This is a genomic window from Enterobacter sp. J49 (genome assembly GCF_002148625.1).
Classification (GTDB): Bacteria; Pseudomonadota; Gammaproteobacteria; order Enterobacterales; family Enterobacteriaceae; genus Enterobacter; species Enterobacter ludwigii.
Genome location: NZ_MWPY01000037.1, coordinates 799,418 through 820,330, shown reverse-complemented (window position 1 = coordinate 820,330; position 20,913 = coordinate 799,418). Strand labels below are relative to the sequence as shown.

Annotated in this window: 19 protein-coding genes and 14 pseudogenes; 3 read left to right on the top strand and 30 right to left on the bottom strand. The window is 43.0% G+C overall.

Annotated elements, in window-relative coordinates:
• Nucleotides 1-28: 28 nt before the first annotated feature.
• From BJP35_RS24715 to BJP35_RS24890, 5 genes and pseudogenes are all read right to left on the bottom strand, one after another.
• A pseudogene (locus BJP35_RS24715) lies at nucleotides 29-322 on the bottom strand (DUF6386 family protein); the annotation flags it as partial.
• 204 nt (nucleotides 323-526) lie between these two features.
• Nucleotides 527-997 (bottom strand): Imm26 family immunity protein, encoded by a 471-nt coding sequence (locus BJP35_RS22200; protein ID WP_047744793.1) that lies wholly within the window; start codon nucleotides 995-997, stop codon nucleotides 527-529.
• 372 nt (nucleotides 998-1,369) lie between these two features.
• Nucleotides 1,370-2,173, bottom strand: a pseudogene (locus BJP35_RS22195) (RHS repeat domain-containing protein); the annotation flags it as partial.
• Nucleotides 2,174-2,280: 107 nt separating this feature from the next.
• Nucleotides 2,281-2,637, bottom strand: a complete 357-nt coding sequence (locus BJP35_RS22185) for a hypothetical protein (protein WP_047744795.1) — start codon at nucleotides 2,635-2,637, stop codon at nucleotides 2,281-2,283.
• A gap of 348 nt (nucleotides 2,638-2,985) precedes the next feature.
• Nucleotides 2,986-3,429: pseudogene (locus tag BJP35_RS24890) on the bottom strand (RHS repeat-associated core domain-containing protein); the annotation flags it as partial.
• Between the two features lie 111 nt (nucleotides 3,430-3,540).
• Between BJP35_RS24890 and BJP35_RS24885 the strand changes: the two are divergent.
• Nucleotides 3,541-3,645 (top strand): annotated as a pseudogene (locus BJP35_RS24885) (hypothetical protein); the annotation flags it as partial.
• A gap of 511 nt (nucleotides 3,646-4,156) precedes the next feature.
• Here the strand turns inward: BJP35_RS24885 and BJP35_RS22170 are convergent.
• The 5 genes and pseudogenes from BJP35_RS22170 to BJP35_RS22145 all read right to left on the bottom strand — a co-directional run.
• Nucleotides 4,157-4,903, bottom strand: coding sequence for a macro domain-containing protein (locus BJP35_RS22170; protein ID WP_047744796.1), 747 nt, complete (start codon nucleotides 4,901-4,903; stop codon nucleotides 4,157-4,159).
• Between the two features lie 402 nt (nucleotides 4,904-5,305).
• Nucleotides 5,306-6,117: pseudogene (locus BJP35_RS24710) on the bottom strand (RHS repeat domain-containing protein); the annotation flags it as partial.
• Between the two features lie 91 nt (nucleotides 6,118-6,208).
• Nucleotides 6,209-6,499, bottom strand: a pseudogene (locus BJP35_RS24705) (YciI family protein).
• 394 nt (nucleotides 6,500-6,893) lie between these two features.
• Complete coding sequence (locus BJP35_RS22150) at nucleotides 6,894-7,412, bottom strand: hypothetical protein (protein WP_047744797.1); 519 nt, start codon at nucleotides 7,410-7,412, stop codon at nucleotides 6,894-6,896.
• A gap of 452 nt (nucleotides 7,413-7,864) precedes the next feature.
• A pseudogene (locus BJP35_RS22145) lies at nucleotides 7,865-8,632 on the bottom strand (RHS repeat domain-containing protein); the annotation flags it as partial.
• 3 nt (nucleotides 8,633-8,635) lie between these two features.
• Between BJP35_RS22145 and BJP35_RS24880 the strand changes: the two are divergent.
• Nucleotides 8,636-8,756: pseudogene (locus BJP35_RS24880) on the top strand (DUF933 domain-containing protein); the annotation flags it as partial.
• A gap of 70 nt (nucleotides 8,757-8,826) precedes the next feature.
• Here the strand turns inward: BJP35_RS24880 and BJP35_RS22140 are convergent.
• The 14 genes and pseudogenes from BJP35_RS22140 to BJP35_RS24790 all read right to left on the bottom strand — a co-directional run.
• Nucleotides 8,827-9,024: a bacteriocin immunity protein gene (locus tag BJP35_RS22140; RefSeq protein WP_032678362.1), complete on the bottom strand. Its 198-nt coding sequence runs from the start codon at nucleotides 9,022-9,024 to the stop codon at nucleotides 8,827-8,829.
• A gap of 8 nt (nucleotides 9,025-9,032) precedes the next feature.
• Nucleotides 9,033-9,110: pseudogene (locus BJP35_RS24875) on the bottom strand (hypothetical protein); the annotation flags it as partial.
• Between the two features lie 77 nt (nucleotides 9,111-9,187).
• Nucleotides 9,188-9,334 (bottom strand): hypothetical protein, encoded by a 147-nt coding sequence (locus tag BJP35_RS24870; RefSeq protein ID WP_338152195.1) that lies wholly within the window; start codon nucleotides 9,332-9,334, stop codon nucleotides 9,188-9,190.
• A 49-nt stretch (nucleotides 9,335-9,383) separates the two neighbouring features.
• A complete protein-coding gene (locus BJP35_RS22135) occupies nucleotides 9,384-9,761 on the bottom strand; it encodes a hypothetical protein (RefSeq protein WP_047744798.1) in 378 nt (125 codons plus the stop codon).
• A gap of 5 nt (nucleotides 9,762-9,766) precedes the next feature.
• Nucleotides 9,767-9,997, bottom strand: coding sequence for a TNT domain-containing protein (locus BJP35_RS22130; protein ID WP_073971027.1), 231 nt, complete (start codon nucleotides 9,995-9,997; stop codon nucleotides 9,767-9,769).
• Between the two features lie 30 nt (nucleotides 9,998-10,027).
• A complete protein-coding gene (locus tag BJP35_RS22125; RefSeq protein ID WP_047744799.1) occupies nucleotides 10,028-10,273 on the bottom strand; it encodes a hypothetical protein in 246 nt (81 codons plus the stop codon).
• Nucleotides 10,270-10,698: a hypothetical protein gene (locus BJP35_RS24695; protein WP_047744800.1), complete on the bottom strand. Its 429-nt coding sequence runs from the start codon at nucleotides 10,696-10,698 to the stop codon at nucleotides 10,270-10,272. Before BJP35_RS24695 ends, BJP35_RS22125 begins: the two co-directional genes overlap by 4 nt.
• 60 nt (nucleotides 10,699-10,758) lie before the next feature.
• Nucleotides 10,759-11,371, bottom strand: a pseudogene (locus tag BJP35_RS24690) (RHS repeat-associated core domain-containing protein); the annotation flags it as partial.
• Between the two features lie 199 nt (nucleotides 11,372-11,570).
• The gene (locus BJP35_RS24360) at nucleotides 11,571-12,062 is read right to left on the bottom strand and encodes a hypothetical protein (RefSeq protein WP_073971053.1); all 492 of its coding nucleotides are present in this window, start codon (nucleotides 12,060-12,062) and stop codon (nucleotides 11,571-11,573) included.
• The gene (locus BJP35_RS24475) at nucleotides 12,022-12,381 is read right to left on the bottom strand and encodes a hypothetical protein (protein WP_165602352.1); all 360 of its coding nucleotides are present in this window, start codon (nucleotides 12,379-12,381) and stop codon (nucleotides 12,022-12,024) included. Before BJP35_RS24475 ends, BJP35_RS24360 begins: the two co-directional genes overlap by 41 nt.
• Nucleotides 12,382-12,486: 105 nt before the next feature.
• Nucleotides 12,487-13,440, bottom strand: a pseudogene (locus BJP35_RS24355) (RHS repeat domain-containing protein); the annotation flags it as partial.
• Nucleotides 13,441-13,896: 456 nt separating this feature from the next.
• Entirely contained in the window at nucleotides 13,897-14,379 is a 483-nt protein-coding gene (locus BJP35_RS22105) for a hypothetical protein (protein ID WP_047744802.1), read from the bottom strand.
• 765 nt (nucleotides 14,380-15,144) lie between these two features.
• Nucleotides 15,145-16,143 carry a hypothetical protein gene (locus tag BJP35_RS22100; protein WP_047744803.1) on the bottom strand — a complete coding sequence of 333 codons (999 nt, stop codon included), beginning with the start codon at nucleotides 16,141-16,143 and terminating at the stop codon, nucleotides 15,145-15,147.
• Nucleotides 16,143-17,282 (bottom strand): annotated as a pseudogene (locus BJP35_RS24790) (RHS repeat domain-containing protein); the annotation flags it as partial. The pseudogene BJP35_RS24790 and the gene BJP35_RS22100, both read right to left, overlap by 1 nt.
• Between BJP35_RS24790 and BJP35_RS22090 the strand changes: the two are divergent.
• Nucleotides 17,272-17,694 (top strand): annotated as a pseudogene (locus BJP35_RS22090) (DUF933 domain-containing protein); the annotation flags it as partial. The pseudogenes BJP35_RS24790 and BJP35_RS22090 overlap by 11 nt on opposite strands.
• A gap of 75 nt (nucleotides 17,695-17,769) precedes the next feature.
• Here the strand turns inward: BJP35_RS22090 and comJ are convergent.
• The 6 genes and pseudogenes from comJ to BJP35_RS22065 form a co-directional block, all read right to left on the bottom strand.
• Entirely contained in the window at nucleotides 17,770-18,252 is a 483-nt protein-coding gene (gene comJ / locus BJP35_RS22085) for a competence protein ComJ (protein WP_047744805.1), read from the bottom strand.
• 141 nt (nucleotides 18,253-18,393) lie between these two features.
• Nucleotides 18,394-18,825, bottom strand: a complete 432-nt coding sequence (locus BJP35_RS22080; RefSeq protein WP_047744806.1) for an immunity 26/phosphotriesterase HocA family protein — start codon at nucleotides 18,823-18,825, stop codon at nucleotides 18,394-18,396.
• Complete coding sequence (locus BJP35_RS24350) at nucleotides 18,822-19,163, bottom strand: hypothetical protein (RefSeq protein ID WP_179193679.1); 342 nt, start codon at nucleotides 19,161-19,163, stop codon at nucleotides 18,822-18,824. Before BJP35_RS24350 ends, BJP35_RS22080 begins: the two co-directional genes overlap by 4 nt.
• Nucleotides 19,164-19,245: 82 nt before the next feature.
• Entirely contained in the window at nucleotides 19,246-19,374 is a 129-nt protein-coding gene (locus BJP35_RS24680; RefSeq protein ID WP_256971805.1) for a hypothetical protein, read from the bottom strand.
• Complete coding sequence (locus tag BJP35_RS22075) at nucleotides 19,361-19,651, bottom strand: hypothetical protein (RefSeq protein ID WP_240485695.1); 291 nt, start codon at nucleotides 19,649-19,651, stop codon at nucleotides 19,361-19,363. Before BJP35_RS22075 ends, BJP35_RS24680 begins: the two co-directional genes overlap by 14 nt.
• A gap of 53 nt (nucleotides 19,652-19,704) precedes the next feature.
• Nucleotides 19,705-20,873, bottom strand: a pseudogene (locus tag BJP35_RS22065) (RHS repeat domain-containing protein); the annotation flags it as partial.
• Between the last annotated feature and the right edge of the window lie 40 nt (nucleotides 20,874-20,913).

Sequence of the window (20,913 nt, the reverse complement as noted above, 5' to 3'; positions counted from 1 at the left end):
AAATGAGAACATCCGCACCTTGTTTTGTATATTTAACTTCATAATTGCCAGGTTCTAAAGTAATAAACTCATCTGACATAGCTTCGGAGTCATCAGGATCAAGGGCGCCGCCCGTAACATTCTCCCCCGCCCCGATGAAAACTTTCCCAGAAGATACGCTTAAGAATTATGCAACTGTATACTCACCAACATCGTATCTAATATTGACATTATAGGTTCCGTCACCACCAAGATTGGAGATAACATATTGCATTTTTATTTCTTCATCTTTTGGTAGACTGTACCAATCTACATCCTCATTAATTCTATGCTTTAATAGCATCAAATCATAAATAACTAATACGGCAGTATCGGTTTCTATAGTTATAAATTATCAAGTAATAAATGAAGGGATTAGGTTAAAAATAGGTATAAGCCCACCTGGCACTCAAAAATCTAACAATATGTTTTTTATAAGCTAATCATCATAACATGCTGCGGTAAAAATAAAAGACCGAAAAACACAAACTACTCACCGACCTGCATATTAGTTAATTATACTTTCTATAGATTTTACAACGCTTTTATAGAATTGAATCGACTCTTCACCGATTAGTATATTCTCAATCGGCGAGTCTACTTCCACGCCATGATGATCATATATTTTATTTCTAACAGGGTTTTTAAAATAATGTTGAGGTAAGACATCCACTTCACGCATGTCGATAGTTTTAAACGTTACGAAATAACCGTTTTTCCAACATGAATTATCAGTAATAATTGGCGACAGCAGCAAATTATCTTTTGCCAATACAGCATCTTCTTGAAGCGAAGATGTAAAATAGTTATATATATATATAACTATGGCATTCTTGAACGGGCCGACATCTATTTTACCCAAAGAGACCATGCCATAGCCTAACCGACAATCATTTAACTGAAAGTAAAAAACATCGCCTTCTTTAGGCCATTTTTTTTGATTTTCTTTTGCTGGCACTATAGTAAGTCTATCGACCATTTTCCATTAACCCTATTATTTAAGCCAATTTCCGCCACACATAATAGCATCCGAGTATAACTTTCTTGTCGGACTTATGCTATTGATAGAATTTTAAAAGTGGGGATTATTATGAATAATTTCTGGTTCTCTGATCCACGCATGACCGCAATTTAACAGTTCTTCAGTAATTCTAACTATTTTATCGAACATTTCACCAAGCCACCAAGCTGTACAGCACGGATATCTACATCCTAAGTGATCCCTACATAGATAGGTCTGACATCTTTATATCTTAAATACACATGGGTATTATTTCCACTTTTTTCTTTTAATCCACTCAGCAAAAGACATGTTTCTCATTGATCGTTTAGGGCATCCGTGTTTGCAAACGGTTAAACCAACAGGATCCACCCACCCCAGCGCATTCGGCGCATACGGGTAAAGGTTTATCGCCCCACCAGCCCTATCGGCCCCTGCTGCGTAAACCGCCCGCTGTCCGGATCGTAATACTGGAACAGATTGTATGCAGCCCGGTCTCACAGTCCAGGTATTGCCCCTGCATGTGCAGGTTCTGAGAAAATCGTGATACCTGCGTCTCAGCTTCCCGCAACTGCTTTCCCCACGCGCTGTTCACCCCTTCCCAGCGCACCTGCACTTCGCTATCCGACGTCCGCTCGGGCATGCCGTTAGGCTGGCAATGGAACCAGAAGATCTCCGGGGTATCTACGCCGTCAATTCGTGCCAGCGGATCGTTGCTGTCCTGATCGCTATAGACATAGGTGAGCCGCAAATCCCCATGCACCACCTGCAGCAGGGGGAACCCTTCCCAGGCAAACCGGGAAGTGACTAGCTTGCCAGTTGCCATCCAGCATCTGGTATCGCGTTTACGCCAGCGAATGCCATTCAGTTGCTTCTTACAATTATTAACGACCTACTACTTAGCAGAATCTTCGAGCGGGTTATTTGCTGCATGACAGCGGCGCTGGCGACGGGCATTGCCGACAAAGACGTCCCGGCTATACACTTGGCCCATGCGATCGTACTCGCTGCGGGTGGTCAGAAGCCTTGCGTACGGCTGATCTCACGGTGGAGTACGTCGCGAGTATACTCACCGCTAATCGAGAGCAAGGCGCAAAAGAAGCAGACAAGGTTCTTGCCGAAGGGTAGGATTATATCGTTCAGATGGTGAAGTGCTGAACTTCTTGTTTAACGTTTAATCTGTTTTGAGCAAAAGAAATGCACGCTTTGGCGTTGATTTTTATTGATATTAAACTAGTAGTCCATAAATGAATCAGAAACTCTTATAACATAAATATAGTATTACTTTCTTTAATCATATCCAAGCTTCCTAACGCACCAAGTTCTAAAGAATAAACCTCATCAGTACCTCTAGACAAATTAAGAAAATATCCTAAATCGCCATCTTGACCAATCAATAAAAATTCAGGTTCAACCTCTTGAATTGTGTATGTAATATTTCTTTCAAGTAAATCGAAACAATTGAATACATATAAATGTTCACCATTCGCTCTTTTAATCTCATAAGAGTCAGTGTCTCTAACATTCTCAACCATAAATCGCTTATATTCAGCAGGTAAAGATTTGCGCACTAGTTGTTCAATTTTATCCAACTGATCGATTAAATCCTGCTTTACCATATGTGTTTACCGATATAAGAACAAGCCATATTAAAACAAATGTCATTGCAATGAGACTAGCATTTGTTAGTGAATTAGTAGAAATTAACAATGCGGAAAAGTGTTGTTAATTGCCTACAGATAATTACTTGTTAATTGTTTTTTATAGAATCCATGCAAACTACATCTCTCCCCAAACTTTTATTAATGCCGATATGTTTCTTCAGCGTTTAAGATTATAAACTTCAAAAATATTTTTTCAAAAAAATTTTGCATGCAACAATGAGCATCAAGTCCAGTGTGGCCATCATTAACTATATCTCTCAAATAAGGATAGCTTCCAATTTCATAAACACTTAATCTATAATGACCTATCCACATCGGTGCATACTGGTAAAGGTTTCCCCCCCGCCAGCCCTATCGGGTCTGACTGAGTAAACCGCCCGCAGTCCGGGTCGTAATAACGGAACAGATTGTAGTACAGTCCTGTCTCACGTTACAGGTATTGCCCCTGCATACTCAGATCCTGGGAATAACATGATATCTGCGTCTCGCCTTTTCGCAGCAACTTGCACCAGGCGTTGTCTACCCCTCTCCAGCGCACCTGCCCTTCACTATCCATCATTCGCTCCGGCATGCCGTCTAGGATGGCAGTAGAACCAGGAAATCTCAGGTCAGCAACGCCATCAATACGCGCCAGCGGATCGTAGCTCTCCTGATCGCTGTAGACATAGGTCAACGGCACATTCCCCGCACTTCCTGCAGCAGGCGGAACCCCTCTCAAGCAAACCGGGTGGTGACGGGCTTACCGGTTAGCTTTACGCCAGCGAAGACCATTCAGCTGTGTCAGCCAATCTTACTCGCTACGGATGGTCAGCAGCCCTGCGTAAGGCTGGTCTCACGGTGGAGTACGTCGTGAGTATACTAACCGCTAATCGAGAGCAAGGTGCAAAAGAAGCAGACGAGGTTCGTGCGGAAGGGAAAGACTACATCGTTAAAGATGGCATAGTGTTAACCTATTTTTTAAATTGTAAATTCTATAAGTTAACTATCTTATACCCTCTTGCGCTTAGAGAACTTAAGGTATTTTTAGGCCGATCCTGAAAAGCACGCTGTTTTCCATAAACATAAGCATCGTTAAAATATTTATTCGCTTCCTCGAATAATTCCACTCGTAACGGACCGTACCGAGGTCGATAAATGGCGCAGTACCTATATTCGTTCGACGTGTGCGTAATGTGGTCTCACCCCATTTCTTCGCCTTATCATACTCCGCGAGATCGAAGTAAGGGCTGTACAAGCATACAAATATCCAGTTGGCAAGTTCCAATGCACCTTTCAGCTAAGATAGCGCTTTCTGGACTTGTTGTTATTGCTCAAAGCCTCGATGTAGTTCTTGTTATCGTGTAACTCGTTTCCTTTTCAATAGTATTTATTATAGATATTTGCATACTAAAGTCCTTGCCTATGTCAATAATGCATTTATTTTAGAGCAGCAAATAAGCCTTACTAAAAAACCGTATCTAAATTTAACTTAAAATTATAAAGTCAACACAGTACAATCAATCATCTTATAACAAATATTTTTTAATATTAATGACTCTATAATACTCCAATCACCACCACCAAGGCCAGCTCCTATTCTTGGCATTTGTACTGAAAGACGATTCACCAACGCAAAGTCAGACAATTTTGCGAGACAAACATCTAAGAATTCATAGCATACATATTGATTATCATCATTGTTATTTTTCTTGATCCCATCCTGTGCAAACATATTAGCAACAAATATCCTTTTTTGATCATCAACCATAACAAAATCTACCGTACCTAATTCTGGAACGCCGTTATCTTTAAAATTGTTGTGATAGTTTTCCTTCGAAGCAGGATATTTTTTCGAAAGAGACAAAACAAATCCCTTTCCCCATTTGCCTTTGTTATTTACAATGTGAGCAATGATTGTGGATTTGTTCAAACACTTTACAGCATCTCCGGATAAATACTTTATTCGGTTTTTTTCTTTAAATGAATCGAGTGAATCCATCCAGACACTTTCAAATTCTTCATTTGAAATCTCTTCAGAGTCACTTAAGTCTAAGTCGCTTTTCTTACCATCATAAAGCAGGAAACCTACTTGTTCGTTTTTATCTAACAAAGAGGAAGAAGCATAATACTCACCATCAACAATATTTATTTGACGTGTCGCGACATCTCCTATAAATTCACTAAGAATGCACCCTTGCCCAGAGATAAAATCAACGTTTCCTTTAAAATATTTTTTCTCCAACTACAATCCCTCCCTCTTTTAACAATTCTTTTAGAATCATCAAAATCTTTTATATACAAGATCAAAAGTGTATTTTCTCGTGATTCAATTACCATCTAAGCCAATAGCAGCTATTTCGGCAAAATGGCTTATTCCTTTTAATTTTCTTGCATTACCATATCTATCAGCTTCTAATTGGCCTAGTAACATTTTCACAATTGCATCAATATCTTTGAAGTGTTAGTCCGCCAATCATTTCAGGTATGATATTAATGAAGTATTGTCCATCCTCGAAGCGGACAAGTATATCTCCTGTTGAAGGTCTTATTACACCACTCTTCGTGATATCTTTCATCTCTTCTTCGGCTGTATCATGAATCAATGTGTAAGAAGTCAACCCCACCCAATCGCATTCGGCGCCTACGGGTAAAGGTTTATCCCCCCCGCCAGCCCTATCGGGTCCTGCTGCGTAAATCTTCCGCAGTCCGGGTCATAATACCGGAACAGATTGTAGTGCAGCCCTGTCTCACGGTCCAGGTATTGCCCCTGCATCCGCAGGTTCTGGGAATATCCTGATACCTGCTTCTCGCTTTCCCGCAGCAGCTTGCCGGTTGGCTGTCCGCCCAGCATCTGGCGTCGCATTTTGCTGATGCGGCGACCGAGTGGATCGTAGCGGAAGCTGACCTGCGTCTGCGGTTTGTTGCGGTCCCGCGGCTGGCTGATGACTTCCGTCAGGCGATGTTCACCGTCGTAGCGGTAGTGCCAGCGGGTCTGGCCGTTATCCTTCTCCACGGTGCGGCCGTGGATGTCATAACGCCAGCGAATGCCGTTCAGCTGCGTCAGGCGGTTGTGCGTGACCTTCTCAGCAGAATCTTCCAGCGGGTTACCGGCAGCATCCCAGCGCCACTGCTCCTGGCCGGGCAGCGTGCCGTCCTGAACAAGCAAACGCCGGCGCTGTCGTACTGCCAGCGGTATCAGCTAAACGGGTTATCGTCCCGCTATTCCCGTATCAGGTTATTACGGTAGTCATAATCCCAGCGGCGATACCCGCATCGCGGTGCCGGACGCTGCGCCTTGCCGGTAAAGACGTTCCGGCTATGCAGTTGACCAAGACGGTCGTACTCGCTGCGGGTGGTCAGCAGCCCCTGGGTGCGGCTGGTCTCACGGTGAAGTTAGTCGCGGCAAAAATCTGAGACCGACAGCTTATTGAGAGCAGGGTGAACAAGGGGCGAAGAAGCAGGCAAGATGCATGCGTAAGGCAAAAATTACATCGTTAAAGATGGCGATGTGATGAACTCTTGTTTAACGTTTGATTTTCTTACGGGGTCAAAATACATTTTCCAGGAGTTCTGTCTTCATACTGGGTTCAAAAGGAATGATTTCGGCAGTCGCAAGTTTTAACCTCTAAAAAGGATCCTCGCGTAAGCGCTCTTCAAGAGAGGCAAGACTCTCACACTTAGCGAGAATGACACCACCGTTTCTTGGGATCCGTCTACCGGACGTCAGGCCCCCCCTCTACGTATCCTTTTTAAGCCACTCAACATGAGCAGGTATCGCTGCGTCAATCTCTTCGAGTGGTTTTATATAGGCTAAAATAACTATGTAAACCGTGCTCATCCTTTGTCTCTCAGTTAGGTTTTTACGCCGATTGTTGGAACTGTTTATGCAGCTCCTCTTTTGCCACCCGGTATTGTTATAACGTTTATGTGTATTTTAATCTTAATACGCGGGTCCGGATTGGGAAAATACGTTATGCATCATATGAAAAAACCAATCATGCCAGCCGTTTTTTCCGCATAACTACAGACAATGACGACTTCCCTTGGAAGAGTGAATGTTAAGCAATAAAAAAGTCCCTTGGGGGAGGTGCAGACAAATATACTTTGTCACACAGTGCATTGAAGTTTGTCAAAACGGCTGGTAACGGCTTTTGTTCATTTAATACAAAGACTAATTAACGTGTTGAATCTAACATTGCATAGTCTAATAATGATATGCCGAAAGTATATTTTTACCGTTTAGCGATCACAAAGCTTCTATAATCTGTTTCATTTTTTATCCAGAATATTTCATCTTGTGGTAACGTTCCATCACTGCAGAAATCAACAAGTTCACCTAACCATCCATCAGGAACATATTTGTGATAATGCATATTCTCAACATATTCAGAATATAGTCGCTTACTATCAAAGTCTATAAATAAATCCGGCATAAGATCATATATATCCCACCAGGTTGTTTTTTCTGAAAGCCTATTGTAAAACGCAACAGCCATATCATCCTTATCGTATAAATAACTCTCTTTAATTAAGTTATCAATGAATATCTGTACGTTTTCTTCATTTACTACAGGCATGTCATATCTTTCCTTATGGATATCCTGTAAGTTAATTTCTACCCCGTTTTTCACAAAATCGTCTACCCATTTAACTCTGTCCAAAACCCACATTTCTTTAAAGGCAACGAACCAATAAAATCTTCCTTCGTTCTTTACTATTACAAGGAGTTCATCATCTTTATTAACATTCATATAGTAACCTATTTTACATTCCCCGAGCCTGGAATCGCTACTTCTTCAAGCCATTCTGCCCATATTGATGGTAATTCATACGATCTACCTGGCGTTGTCGGATCGACACACTTAGGAGCTCACCCACCTTGATTTAATGGATTAGTACGATAACCGGCCTGAGGTATTGCACTTTCTTCTATGAAATCCGCCATCCACTTAGGAAGTTGAAAGGAAACAATTTCTGTATTACCACCTCTAATATCAAGGAAATGCTGAGCATGCGAGCTATCTCCAATACTGATATTTAAGGTTCCACTATTTAAAGGTCCACGCTGAATTTTGGGGTTATTAGCAGAATCTAATTTGATTCTGACCCGACTTGCATTTGGTGGAATTCCCGCTTGAACCCTAAATATAGACTCAGTTGCATTGGGATCCCCTCTCTTGCATAGACCCAGCGGAGCTATTCAACCTAATGGATTAGGAGAATAGCTGTAAAGATTTAACCCGCCATATAGCCCTATCGGGTCCTGATGCGTAAACCTACCGCAGTCCGGGTCGTAATACCGGAACAGATTGTAGTGCAGCCCTGTCTCACGGTCCAGGTATTGCCCTGCATGCGCAGGTTCTGGGAATATCCTGATACCTGCGTTTCACTTTCCCGCAGCAGCTTGCCCCAGGCGCTGTTCACCCCTTCCCAGCGCACCTGCCCTTCGCTATCCGTCATCCGCTCCGGCGTGCCGTTCGGCTGACAGTGGAACCAGAAGATCTCCGGTGCTTCCACGCCATCAATACGCGCCAGCGGATCGTAGCTGTCCTGACCGCTGTAGACACAGGTCAGCGGCACGTCCCCGTGCACCTCCTGCAGCAAGCGGAACCCTTCCCAGACAAACCGGCTTGCCGGTTGGCTGTCCGCCCAGCATCTGGCGTCGCGTTTTGCTGATGCGTCGTCCGAGCGGATCGTAGCGGAAGCTGACCTGCGTCTGCGGTTTGTTGCGGTCCCGCGGCTGTCTAATCACTTCAGTCAAGCGATGCTCCCCGTCGTAGCAGTAGTGCCAGCGGGTCTGGCCGTTATCCTTCTCCACGGTGCGGCCGTGGATGTCATAACGCCAGCGAATGCCGTTCAGCTGCGTCAGGCGGTTGTGCGTGACCTTCCCAGCAGAACCTTCCAGCGGGTTACCGGCAGCATACCAGCGGCACTGCTCCTGGCCAGGCAACGTGCTGTCCTGTACAAGCAAAATATTGAGGGTAAGGGTCAGCAAGGTGCGTAAGGAGGAAGCCCGAATGCCTGTTGAAGGTAAAGATTACATCGTTAAGGATGGCGACGTGGTGAACATCTTGTTAACGTTTGATCTGTTTTGAATGGAAAAAATCCACGTTTTGGCATGGATTTTTTTCATATGGGAGGCTCATTGCGCCACCAGAATAATATTTATAGTTGGATTGGTTTGTAGTTTATAATTTTATCAGCAATTTCTTCTGCGCTAAGTTCTTCATAATAAATGTAATTGGCTGCCTGAGGGTCTGCGACACTTCTACAAAGTAGGTCAATGTTGTTATCAGCTTCCTCTTCTGTACCTTCACTACGTTGGATTTTTTTTATCAGGTCAATAAGCTCTTGTCTTTGCATATTACTCCTTAAAAATGATAAGCACGGTCTAGTGTGTCAAGGTGATATCTTGGCGTAATAATTACTAGATTATCAACATCATATACACCGCCTCCATGTTGGGCAGGGGTTCTATGGTGTAGTACAAATTATCTATTTTTCACGTTCCATTGCATAGCATGCGCTATTGGAGCTTTCCGCCCCGCATTCTGGTAACATTTGATGAACAACATTGCTTTGAAAGATGCGAATCGAAACATCCTCCTATACAGAAGTTCTCGCCAGAATCATCAAAGGATTTTACTTCCCGGCCTCGTAATTTATCGACAATAGAAGATGGGAATAAACTTGCATCACCATGCTATTTCGCTGAAATAGCGTTAATTGCAGTCAGTTAATACAAACCCTAATAATATGATTTTATATCTAGCAGCCTGACTTTCACCCTCAGCTAATACTATATGCAAAACATTGCCTGCAAACAAACTGGAATAAACATAAATATCTAAATCGTTATATTTATAGGAGGGACTTAGATCATCGCTATATGTTTTAACCTTTATCCCAGAGATATTTTTCAAGATTTGTTTTTTTAAATCATCATGTATACCCCAAAGAGGTTTGGCATCTTCGTTTTTGAAAACAATCTCACAATCTAACTTTGGTATGGATATTTTTTCTGAATAATCATTAAAATCATCATCCTTTCCATCATATATTGTTCTCTTGGGTTTAAAATTATAACTTCCCAGACTCATGAAATTTATTTCTCTCTAATTTTTTTATCAGCCAATAGTTGTTTTATTGATTTAGATAGTGCATATTGAGCACCCCCTCCTGGTTGTTCAAACCAAGGTATCGCGGGTCCTGCATATGCATGTACTGGAGCAACCACTTCGTAGGTTTTATATGTTTTATCTAGCATATCCAAAGGCAAGGCTCGGCTTTCGAAAGATGCTCCAGCAGGATATTCACGCTGGTTTGTAAGAACCATTTACAATGGAATCTTTGTGACAATAAAACCTTATTGCCAATGGTTCAATAAATTAATCCACATTTCTTTTTCTCCAGCGATGATTTTTATATTTTCTCTATTTTCTTTTACATACTGCATGTACGTTTCATAAATACCTCTTATTGTCACAGTTTTTTCAGAGCGAGAAGCTTCAATCAAAGTTATTAGCTTTTCTAAATAACGTGCGGACTCTACTCTTGACTTAAAAAACTCCTTGAGATAGTCGAGCACCTCATTGTAAGAATCGTAATTCATTTTTCCTCCGGAAAAATATCAATTTTGTCGAAAGTAATTTCCCGTTTTTCTGCGTGCATTTGTTCTACGCCCCCTTTCCCATACTGCGGATAAGCATTTGTAAATTGTTCTAATGGTGCACCAACTTCATCCCCAAACATTCTTGGATGCCTCACTTGAGGAGTACCATTTTCATAAAGTTGCAATGTATCAAATGTTCCTCTAATTCTTGCATCACTCCAAGAAACATCCGCTGGTAAAGTCGGATCAACTTTATCAGGACCTTTTATCTGAAACGCATCACGAGCCGCTTTACCCGTATAAAATTTTTCGAATCCAAAATACGTTACAGGCACTTTTTTAGTTTCGAGAAGACCAGGAACCCATTTATCTAAACTGCCATCGTCATTCAAATATCGGACATAACGATAAGCAGTTGAAGGCATTGTAGCGCCTGGACCAGCAGGCCCAACATAGAAATCAGGTTTTGTTTTACCGCTACACTCACGACTCAACCCCCACAGATCCACCCATCCCAGCGCATTCGGCGCATACTGGTAAAGGTTTATCCCCCCCGCCAGCCCTATCGGGTCCTGCTGCGTAAACCTACCGCAGTCCGGGTCATAATACCGAAACAGATTGTTGTCAGTCCTATCTCACGGTCCAGGTATTGCCCCTGCATACGCAAGTTCTGAGAATATCCTGATAGCTGCGTCCCGCTTCCCTGCAGCAGTTTTTCCCAGGCACTATTCGCCCCTTCCCAGCGCATCTGCTCCTGGCCAGGCAGCGTGTCGTCCTGAACAAGCAAACGCCCGGCGCTGTCATACTGCCAGCGGTACCAGCTGAACGGGTTGTCGTCACGCTCTTCCCACACCAGGTTATTGCGGTAGTCGTAATCCCAGCGGCGGGACCCGCATCGCGGGGCCGGACATTGGCATTGCCGGTAAAGACGTTCCGGCAATGCAGTCGGTCAAGGCGGTCATATTCGCTGCGGGTGGTCAGCATCCCCTGGGTGCGGCTGGTCTCACGGTGAAGTTCGTCGCGGCTAAAATCTGAGACCGACAGCTTATTGAGAGCAGGGTGAACAAGGCGCGAAGAAGCAGGCAAGATGCTGCGTAAGGAAAAGATTACATCGTTAAAGATGGCGATATGATGAACTCTTGTTTAACGTTTGATTTTCTTAGGGGTAAAACACATTTTCCAGGAGTTCTGTCTTCACACTGGCCTCAAAAGGTATGATTTCAACAGTCGCAAGCTTTATTTTCGACACCCCATCATTAAATAACTGCGAGGTTTTTTACACCAATACGCATTCAATTCATGATTTTATATTATTCCATTTGCAATAATCCCTCCAGGATTTTTCATCTCTGAAACCAGAACGATAATTACAATAAATTGCACCTGAACAATTCCAATGGTCATATGCCGCATTAATATGGCCCCATGCACCATGAATTGGGAGGTCAACATTAGTTTTTTCTTTGAACCAATCCCTTAATTTATTTGTGACTTTCCCCTCTGGATTTTTTTGCTCCCCATCGATTAATTTATAAGGTGCGAAACTCCAACTACCTATAATAGCATTTCCATCATTAGGTTGAATAAAGTTGACTATCAAATAAATATCACCATGCGTGTTTCCTTTTATGTTAAAAATAGCTCTATAAGAGACTGTATCACATCCCTTATCTGGCCAAGGCTCCCAATTTAAATTATCATTATTCATTATTTCTTTTTTGGTTATAAGTGGTGTCAGCATCAGCATTTTATTGAAGGAAAAAGCGCCTGTATCTATAGCAAGATTCATATTCATATTCCGATATCAAAAGGCTTGCCAATAGGCTCAAGCACAATTTTATAATTTGAAAGGAAAATTGTGTTCCTCCTCCCTGACCAAAAACAACAGGATCTTGTGATAATGCTTGTCCCGTTCCAGCAACTGCATCTCGTTTTACACGGTACGCCTGAACTTTGCTACGGAATCCTAATATTCTATGTGGCTGTACCTGCAAACTCTCCCATAGTTTTTGTCTACTACCGCCAGCGGCATCGAGAGTTGCCTTATCAAAATAAAAACCAGATTGTCCAGGAGCACCACCGTAGATGACATCACCTTCTTTTAACATTGTGTTAGACCATAAGTCGCGTCCTTTGTACTCCCCATGACCTTGCCACTGCCTGCCGAAAGCAGCCTGATTATGGTCATTTGCTTTCGTCGGTGCACATCTTGGTTTCAACCCCCACGTATCCCCCCATCCCAGCGCATTCGGCGCATACTGGTCAAGGTCTATCCCACCGCCAGCCCTATCGGGTCCTGATGCGTAAACCGCCCACAGTCCGGGTCGTAATACCGGAATAGAATGTAGTGCAGACCTGTCTCACGATCCGGGTATTGCCCCGCATACGCAGGTTCTGAGAATATCCTGATAACTGCGTCTCGCTTTCCCGCAACAGCTTGCCCAAGGCGCTGTTCACCCCTCCCCAGCGCACCTGCCCTTCGCTATCCGTCATCCGCTCCGGCGTACCGTTGGGCTGGCAGTGGAACCAGAAGATCTCCGGGGCATCCACGCCATCAATACGCGCCAGCGGATCGTAGCTGTCCTGGTCGCTGTAGACACAGGTCAGCGGCACGTCCCCGTGCACTTCCTGCAGCAGGCGGAACCCTTCCCAGACAAACCGGGTGGTGACAAGCTTACCGGTTGGCTGCCCGCCCAGCATCTGGTGTCGCATTTTGCTGATGCGGCGACCGAGCAGATCGTAGCGGAAGCTTACCTGCGTCTGCGGTTTGTTGCGGTTCCTCGGGTTTGGCCGTTATCCTTCTCTACGGTGCGAGCATGGATATTATTACGCCAGCGAATACCATTCAGCTGCGTCAGGCGGTTGTGCGTAACCTTCTCAGCAGAACCTTCAAGCGGTTTACCGGCAGCATCCCAGCGCCACTGCTCCTGCCCGGGTAGCGTGCCGTCCTGAACAAGCAAACGCCCGACGCTTTCGTATTGCCAGCGGTACCAGCTGAATGGGTTATCATCCCGATCTTCCCGTACCAGGTTATTGCGGTAGTCGTAATCCCAGTGGCGGGACTCGCATCGCGGTGCCGGACGCTGGGCATTGCCGGTAAAGGCGTTCCGGCGATGCAGTCGACCAAAATAGTCGTACTCGTTGCGGGTGGTCAGCGCCCCCTGCGTGCAGAATGGAAAAATTGCACTGTTAAAGATGGCGACATACTAAACTTCCTGAGTAAAGTTTAAATAGTTTTAGTTGTGTCTTGAGACTCTCTTTACCTTATGGCATTTACTAATAACCAACACCATATCTTGTTTTTTTATTGAAAGATCAACTAAGGTGTATATAGTGAATCCTGAAAGTGAGTAATTCATCTCGCCATAAATCCAATTTTTACAAAATTATTATCTAACTATTCTTTATGCATTTCATTATACATTTCTCTTTTTTAGACTCACTTATAAAAGATGTACGAAGAAGATTATTATTTCATTTAGAAAAAAGGGATTAATCCGAGTTTTTATCTCGTATACCAAATAAGGCAGTCATCTATAATAAATTTAAATATCACTATTGGACAATATGACTTCCGTTCCATGAATGGATAACTCATATATGTAATGTACGATTTATTACCATCAGAGATTAAGATCCCATTCAATATATATCCCACAATCAAAGGATCTTTCATTTGATTGCACTGTTATCTCTCCCCATTCATAAGTCCATTTTGTTCCATATGGAGGCTTATTTATCTTTCCCATATTGTTTCTGGAAAATTTATTTTGAACCCATTCTGTCAATCGTCTTTCTTCCTCTTCTAGATTTTTTAACGATGCCCTCTTATCCCAATCTTTGAGTGATTGATAAAAATCTCCGTCTTTACTTGTAAGAAAAAGAGATGGATTAAATGAGAAAATTGCTGGTCTGAACTCTACGATAAAGTTCTGCCCTTCCCATTCAATATCATTTTTCGAAAAATAAAATTTACCTATCTTAGTAAATTGCGGATGGGTTTTGTAAAAGTCAGATGAAGTAAATGTTTCAAAAGAACTAAGTTCAATAGGATAATTATCAATTTTAACATTCCCATTTTTTACATTAAATGTCATCTTTTTCATATATCTATAACCTTACCAGGAATTAATTTACCTCTTGCTTCTTCAGGTATGTAAAACTGCATCCCCCCCCTTTCCGAACTGAGGATTCGCCGTTGCACGACCACTAGCAACAAATATATTCTCAGATACATAATATGCCCTAACTTTGGTTCGTACAGGGAAATCTGGGTTAAGTTTCACTTGTGACACCTCATGATATCCTAATGAATCACCTTTATATTGCCTAACTGTAGGATGAGTTACGGTATATGCAGGTAACTGATCACGATTTGGATGCAATGCATAGAGGATCGTTCCTTTTTTAAGCGTTCTGTTCGGTAACTATCAATACCTTTATAATCTTTATTATGAGGTCCTTGCCACTTACCACATCAGCACCATCAACTTCGCGATAAACCTTCCAGTATTCATTACCATGAATATGAGGTTGAGAGGAAATCTGGACGTTATCTTTCAACACATTCGGTAAGTTTATGGAGTCATAGCGCCAGCGAATGCCACAAAGTCGTCAGTGGTTTGTTAGCATAACCTTAAATACCGAACATCAATAAAATTCATATGATACTTTTTGTTAAGAAAATAATCCGTAATCTTTATAGCAGCGTACACTAATGCACTGTATGAGATATACATATTGTTCTGTTGACAACATGCGTACCGTAAAGTTATTAACAGTCCATAACCTGGATTTTTAGAATCGAGGGTTCCACATCGGATTCATTATTCAAATCCTAACACCCTCGATTGTAGTCGAACATTAACATTTTAAATCGAATATATTAAATTAAATAATTTCCGATCTTCACCTTCAGGTTCGAATTTATATTCATCACCAACTAACTTCAGTATTTTTTCTTCATCTACAAAGAAACCTCTGTATACTATAGCGGAAATTATCCTTCCAAATATATCTGAAGAAACATGTCTTCTCAATGTTTTAAGATCTGCTAAATTATCTCTAAGAATATAATAAGCGTAATTCATTAGAATGAAGTTGGATATTAATAAATTTTTTGTAGATTGATACTTAACAAAACACTGATCCAAAGCTTTATATATTATTTTTTTAGATTTTTTATATGCATTAATAAAATTACCAGGATCGATAAGATAGCAATTTTCATCATTAAACAACCGGTGATTATCTTCGTTATTCGCAACAAACAAAAAATTTAATACCGATGATTGATAGTATTTTATAGCCTTAATATCTTCAAAGTTTTTCTTTTTTTCAAATTGTGCATAAAATTGCTCAAGCAATGATAATACAGTTACATTGCCATGCTGGACAGTATTTATACAGAGCCCGTCATTAGTAATGCATAGCAAATTATAAGAGTCATCATCCATGCCCATTTCAAAACACAAAAACCTTAAAAAAAAGCCTTTTGCTTTTATTGCGTAATCTTCTTTGCTGTTTTTTAAGGAAAGAAGTTGATGTATATAAAATAACATAACAATATCTTTATCTATACGCTGTCGATTATCTATTTGAAACAGATAACCTAATCGAGAAAGAAAAACTTCAAATGCATATTTCCCTTCTTCACTTAGGCCTAGCTTCTTTAATGCACGCTGTAACATAAATTTAGGAAAGCAAGTTTGCCAACGACTCAACTCTGCATACTTCCCATTTTCTTTTTTAAAATAAACGGAAAAAAGGTCTGGTTCATCTTTAACATAGACATAATTTCCAAAACTTTCAATCTCTGCTCTCGCATTAGTGAAGTGTTCAATTTTATGTAGATACATTTCAAAAATCATTAAGTAATCCTCTTACCACATTTCTTCCAATTACCTTTAGCATCTTTCTTTTCAATCTTGAATGAAGTGATTTTATCATTAAAACGAGGAAGGATATTTTTACCGATGCCCCTTGGCCCAGGTTCATTTCTCTTTGATAGAACTCCATCTTTTAGCCCGGTTTCTTTGTAATCAACTTTTGATATATCACTATGTTGATTAAGAAGCTCAACCCCAGAGTCATTTACGGTCATAACGGCACGATACTTTTCATTTCCAGGGTTACACCCTGGTCGGCTATCATGATTAACCCATATGGCTTTTTCACCACGATTATTAGGAACCAATCCGCCTTTACCATCGCGTTCAGAAGCTGATGCAATCGCTTCATCTTTACTCATATAGCGTATAACTTCCTCTTGTTTTAATCCCAGAGGGTCTATTCGGGTTAAACTATTTGCACCATACTGGTAAAGGTTTATCCCCCCCGCCAGCCCGATCGGGTCCTGCTGCGTAAACCTACCGCAATCCGGGTCGTAATACCGGAACAGATTGTAGTGCAGCCCTGTCTCACGGTCCTGGTATTGCCCCTGCATGCGCAGGTTCTGAGAATATCCTGATACCTGCGTCTCGCTTTCCCGCAGCAGCTTGCCCCAGGCGCTGTTCACCCCTTCCCAGCGCACCTGCCCTTCGATATCCGTCATCCGCTCCGGCGTGCCGTTCGGCTGGCAGTGGAACCAGAAGATCTCCGGGGCATCTACGCCATCAATACGCGCCAGCGGGTCGTAGCCGTCCTGATCGCTGTAGACACAGGTTAACGGCATATCCCCTTGTACTTCCTGCAGCAGACGGAATCCTTCCCAGACAAACCGGGTGCTGACCGGCTTGCCGGTTGGCTGTCCGCCCAGCATCTGGCGTCGCGTTTTGCTGATGCGTCGCCCGAGCGGATCGTAGCGGAAGCTGACCTGCGTCTGCGGTTTGTTGCGATCCCGCGGTTGGCTGATGACCTCCGTCAGGCGATGTTCACCGTCGTAGCGGTAGTGCCAGCGGGTCTGGCCGTTATCCTTCTCCACGGTGCGGCCGTGGATATCATAGCGCCAGCGAATGCCGTTCAGCTACCTCAGACAGTTGTGCGTGACTTTCTCAGCAGAACCTTCGAGCAGTGAAGGTTCTGTAGTGGTAGCGGTTTGCGCCGCGGTTGAATCCGATACCGCTGAAATGGACGACGCCGACCGTGAAGAGTCCATAGCCGAGCAGGGTCTGGCAGAGCCGGGCCTGAACCGCATGATCCGCGCAGGCTATGAGCTGCTGAACCTGCAAACCTACTTCACCGCTGGTGTAAAAGAAGTGCATGCGTGGACCATCCCTGTCGGTGCTACTGCGCCTCAGGCAGCCGGTAAGATCCACACCGACTTCGAGAAAGGCTTCATTCGTGCGCAGACTATCGCGTTTGAAGACTTCATCACCTACAAAGGTGAGCAAGGCGCGAAAGAAGCGGGCAAGATGCGTGCGGAAGGGAAAGATTACATCGTTAAAGATGGCGATGTGATGAACTTCCTGTTTAACGTTTGATTGGTTTTGAATGAAAAAATCCACGCTTAGGCGCGGATTTTTATTCCGATATAAATTTCCCAGATAGTATTAAATTTAAAAAATACCTTCTTTGAGAGGATGGTCTTTTATTCCTCCCCAAGGGTCATCTAGTAAAAACTTAGCAGCAACAGCTTCTTTTGCCGGTACAAGAGTGAAATTATAGTAAATTTCATCGCCTTCACAAATCTCATAAAAGAGTGAATAAACTTTATCGCTCACATCTATATTTAAATCGAATTTCTCAGTTGCAGAAGCGATTTGCAGCTTATGTTTATCCGTAATGAAAAATGGTACAACAATACAGCGCTGAGCATTTTCATCCAATTTGAAAGCATTCTCTATTTTGATATTGACGTTTGCTCCAAACGCGTCCTCTGGTAATGGATCGAATATAACATAATCCTTGTGAAGAACAGCACCTTGAGAAACATTACCCTTTCCCCACTGACTCAGCTTTTCGTCATAGTCTCGGGATCGTAACACTATTTGACTATGTGAAATCAGTAGATCAACTATTTGTATTTTTTTATCATTCATTACATTACCTCGATTTTTATTATCGCTCTACCAATAATGTGAGGTCAGGCCATCAAAAATAAAATACCTGTGATATTTTTAAGGTGTTAATGAGTGGCGGTAATACGAAATCTGACAGGGGAAGCAACCTACCCCTGATGCTCAAATATTGGTCAGGATATTATCGACAAGCTCAAACCCTGAAACCCCCATTGTTGTGTAATTAGGGTATTCGGCAACAGATAACCGCCTGATTTCGTCCTCTCCATTATATAAACCACCAGCATAATTAAATATTTTCAATTGTTTTTCTTCTTCTGTAAGATCAGTGTCACCAATAATTTTCCAAACGCCTTTGCTGATATTTTGGTTGCCGGTAAAGATAACTTTCGTCTCTTTACCAAACTTTTCAAAACTTAGCGGTGTTAATGAACCGCCATCAACAAGTTCTTCAGTCTGCTGTATTGATAATATGCAGAACCCTATTGCTTGCTTAAATTTTTTGCTTGGAGCAAAAACAATATGACAAATCGCATATTTCCCATTGCTCAATGGAATGACAAAGATGTCACCCTCTTTGTATTTTACTTTCATAAGCCATTACCTTTCAGTATTGATAACGCATCATTCAATACTTTTCCACCCCAATCACTGCTATGACCCGCAATATCATATGTGCTAGCCTTTGGGTTATTAGGACTATACGATCTGATTTTATTGAGGAGATTTGTTAAAAAATTCGTTGACTTAGCTCCACCATTAAGATCCATAATTCTTTGTTCCAAGTATTTAGCTTCAGCTTTGGTCGAATTATTATCAAATATGGTCAACTGTTCCAAATGAGATTTACCCGGTGTATTCACATGGCTATTCAAACGCGCTGGTGCATCCCCACGTCCTACATAGATAATATTCTTTCCGTCGTGTAGCACCTACAACCATGCATACAATTCATACCGGAACGCTACACATGCACATTCTGGTTGGTCTGTACATAACTTAAAGCCAGAAAGACTAATCATCTTCTATATCGGGAGGTGGAGTCACAATACCAAGAACCTCTCGCCCAAATCGAATATCTTCATCAGATTCCTTTTTTAACTTAAGGATTACAACCCCCAGCAGAAAATTATTTTTTTTCATCTGAATAAACCTTAAAGAAATATAACTTAGTACGGATGTTAATTACAGAAACATTTTCTTTATCAAAGTTTTCAAGAGCAATAATTAACTCATCAAGCCCCTTTACTTTCAATTCGGTGAATTTCGTATTTTCTTTATGCGCTTTCATTATTCGCAACTCATCTTGAGTATGACTTATGAATGATGCACATTGAATATTATTTTTTTCATTTAGATAAGAACGAAATTCATCCGGTATTTTTTCTCGCGCATACTCAACAAGGCTATCATTTTTCATGGTAAAAACACCTCAACATCACCACTTCGGATTCCTTTAAGTAAGATTTCTTGTTACATCCATTCATCAAAAGAATACTCCCACGACCAAGAATCGCCTGGCTTAGGAGCACCAACTTTGACTCTTAATATAACACCATCAGGTCCTGCAAAGCTTCTTGCTACATCGGGACTATCTGTCCACGAAGTATATGGGCTGATACTTGATACCCCGCCAAAGTTATGTTGCTCCGGAGTTATTGATGAATGAACATCCCCAGGAATAACCTTACCATTAAGTGCATTTTCCCATTCGGAATGGTCTTTATGTATACCCCGGTAATTATATTGCCCTGGTTCCGCATCCGGTAGATGTTTATCAGGTTTACAAGGCGACAACCCCCACGGATCCACCCACCCCAGCGCATTCGGCGCATACTGGTAAAGGTTTATCCCCCCGCCAGCCCTATCGGGACCTGCTGCTCGCTTTCACGCAGCAGCTTGCCCCAGGCGCTGTTCACCGCTTCCCAGCGCACCTGCCCTTCGCTATCCGTCATCCGCTCCGGCGTGCCGTTCGGCTGACAGTGGAACCAGAAGATTTCCGGTGCTTCCACGCCATCAATACGCGCCAGCGGATCGTAGCTGTCCTGACCGCTATAGACACAGGTCAGCGGCACGTCCCCGTGCACTTCCTGCAGCAGGCGGAACCCTTCCCAGACAAACCGGGTGCTGACCGGCTTGCCGGTTGGCTGTCCGCCCAGCATCTGGCGTCGCGTTTTGCTGATGCGTCGTCCGAGCGAATCGTAGCGGTAGTGCCAGCGGGTCTGGCCGTTATCTTTATCTATGGTGCGGCCGTGAACGTCATAGCGCCAGCGAATGCCGTTCAGGTGCGTCAGGAGGTTGTGCGTAACCTTCGCAGCAGAGCCTTCCAGCGGGTTACCGGTAGCATCCCAGCGCCACTGCTCCTGTCCGGGCAGCGTGCCGTCCTGAACAAGCTAACGCCCGGCGCTGTCGTACTGCCAGCGGTACCAGCTAAACGGGTTATCGTCACGCTCTTCCCGTACCAGGTTATTACGGTAATCGTAATCCAAGCGGCGAGACCAGCGGCGCGGCGACGGTCGCTGGGCATTGCCAGTGAATTCATCCCGGCGATGCAGTCGACCAAGATGGTCATACTCGCTGCGGGTTGTAGGCAGTCCCCGGGGGCGGCGATTCTCAAGGTGGAGTCGTTCGTCGCGGGTATACTGACAATTTATTGAGGGAAAGGGTAAGCGAGGCGCAAAA

Coding starts and splice junctions, on each gene's coding strand:
- BJP35_RS24475 (WP_165602352.1), bottom strand. CDS start 12,381: ATGTTAAAAGAAGGTGATGTCATCTACGGTGGTGCTCCTGGACAATCT.
- comJ (WP_047744805.1), bottom strand. CDS start 18,252: ATGAATGATAAAAAAATACAAATAGTTGATCTACTGATTTCACATAGT.
- BJP35_RS22185 (WP_047744795.1), bottom strand. CDS start 2,637: ATGGTAAAGCAGGATTTAATCGATCAGTTGGATAAAATTGAACAACTA.
- BJP35_RS22105 (WP_047744802.1), bottom strand. CDS start 14,379: ATGAAAAAGATGACATTTAATGTAAAAAATGGGAATGTTAAAATTGAT.
- BJP35_RS22125 (WP_047744799.1), bottom strand. CDS start 10,273: ATGAATTACGATTCTTACAATGAGGTGCTCGACTATCTCAAGGAGTTT.
- BJP35_RS22140 (WP_032678362.1), bottom strand. CDS start 9,024: ATGCAAAGACAAGAGCTTATTGACCTGATAAAAAAAATCCAACGTAGT.
- BJP35_RS24360 (WP_073971053.1), bottom strand. CDS start 12,062: ATGAATCTTGCTATAGATACAGGCGCTTTTTCCTTCAATAAAATGCTG.
- BJP35_RS22100 (WP_047744803.1), bottom strand. CDS start 16,143: ATGATTTTTGAAATGTATCTACATAAAATTGAACACTTCACTAATGCG.
- BJP35_RS22200 (WP_047744793.1), bottom strand. CDS start 997: ATGGTCGATAGACTTACTATAGTGCCAGCAAAAGAAAATCAAAAAAAA.
- BJP35_RS22130 (WP_073971027.1), bottom strand. CDS start 9,997: ATGGTTCTTACAAACCAGCGTGAATATCCTGCTGGAGCATCTTTCGAA.
- BJP35_RS24695 (WP_047744800.1), bottom strand. CDS start 10,698: ATGCCTTCAACTGCTTATCGTTATGTCCGATATTTGAATGACGATGGC.
- BJP35_RS22075 (WP_240485695.1), bottom strand. CDS start 19,651: ATGAAAAATGATAGCCTTGTTGAGTATGCGCGAGAAAAAATACCGGAT.
- BJP35_RS24680 (WP_256971805.1), bottom strand. CDS start 19,374: ATGAAAAAAAATAATTTTCTGCTGGGGGTTGTAATCCTTAAGTTAAAA.
- BJP35_RS22135 (WP_047744798.1), bottom strand. CDS start 9,761: ATGAGTCTGGGAAGTTATAATTTTAAACCCAAGAGAACAATATATGAT.
- BJP35_RS22080 (WP_047744806.1), bottom strand. CDS start 18,825: ATGAAAGTAAAATACAAAGAGGGTGACATCTTTGTCATTCCATTGAGC.
- BJP35_RS22150 (WP_047744797.1), bottom strand. CDS start 7,412: ATGAATGTTAATAAAGATGATGAACTCCTTGTAATAGTAAAGAACGAA.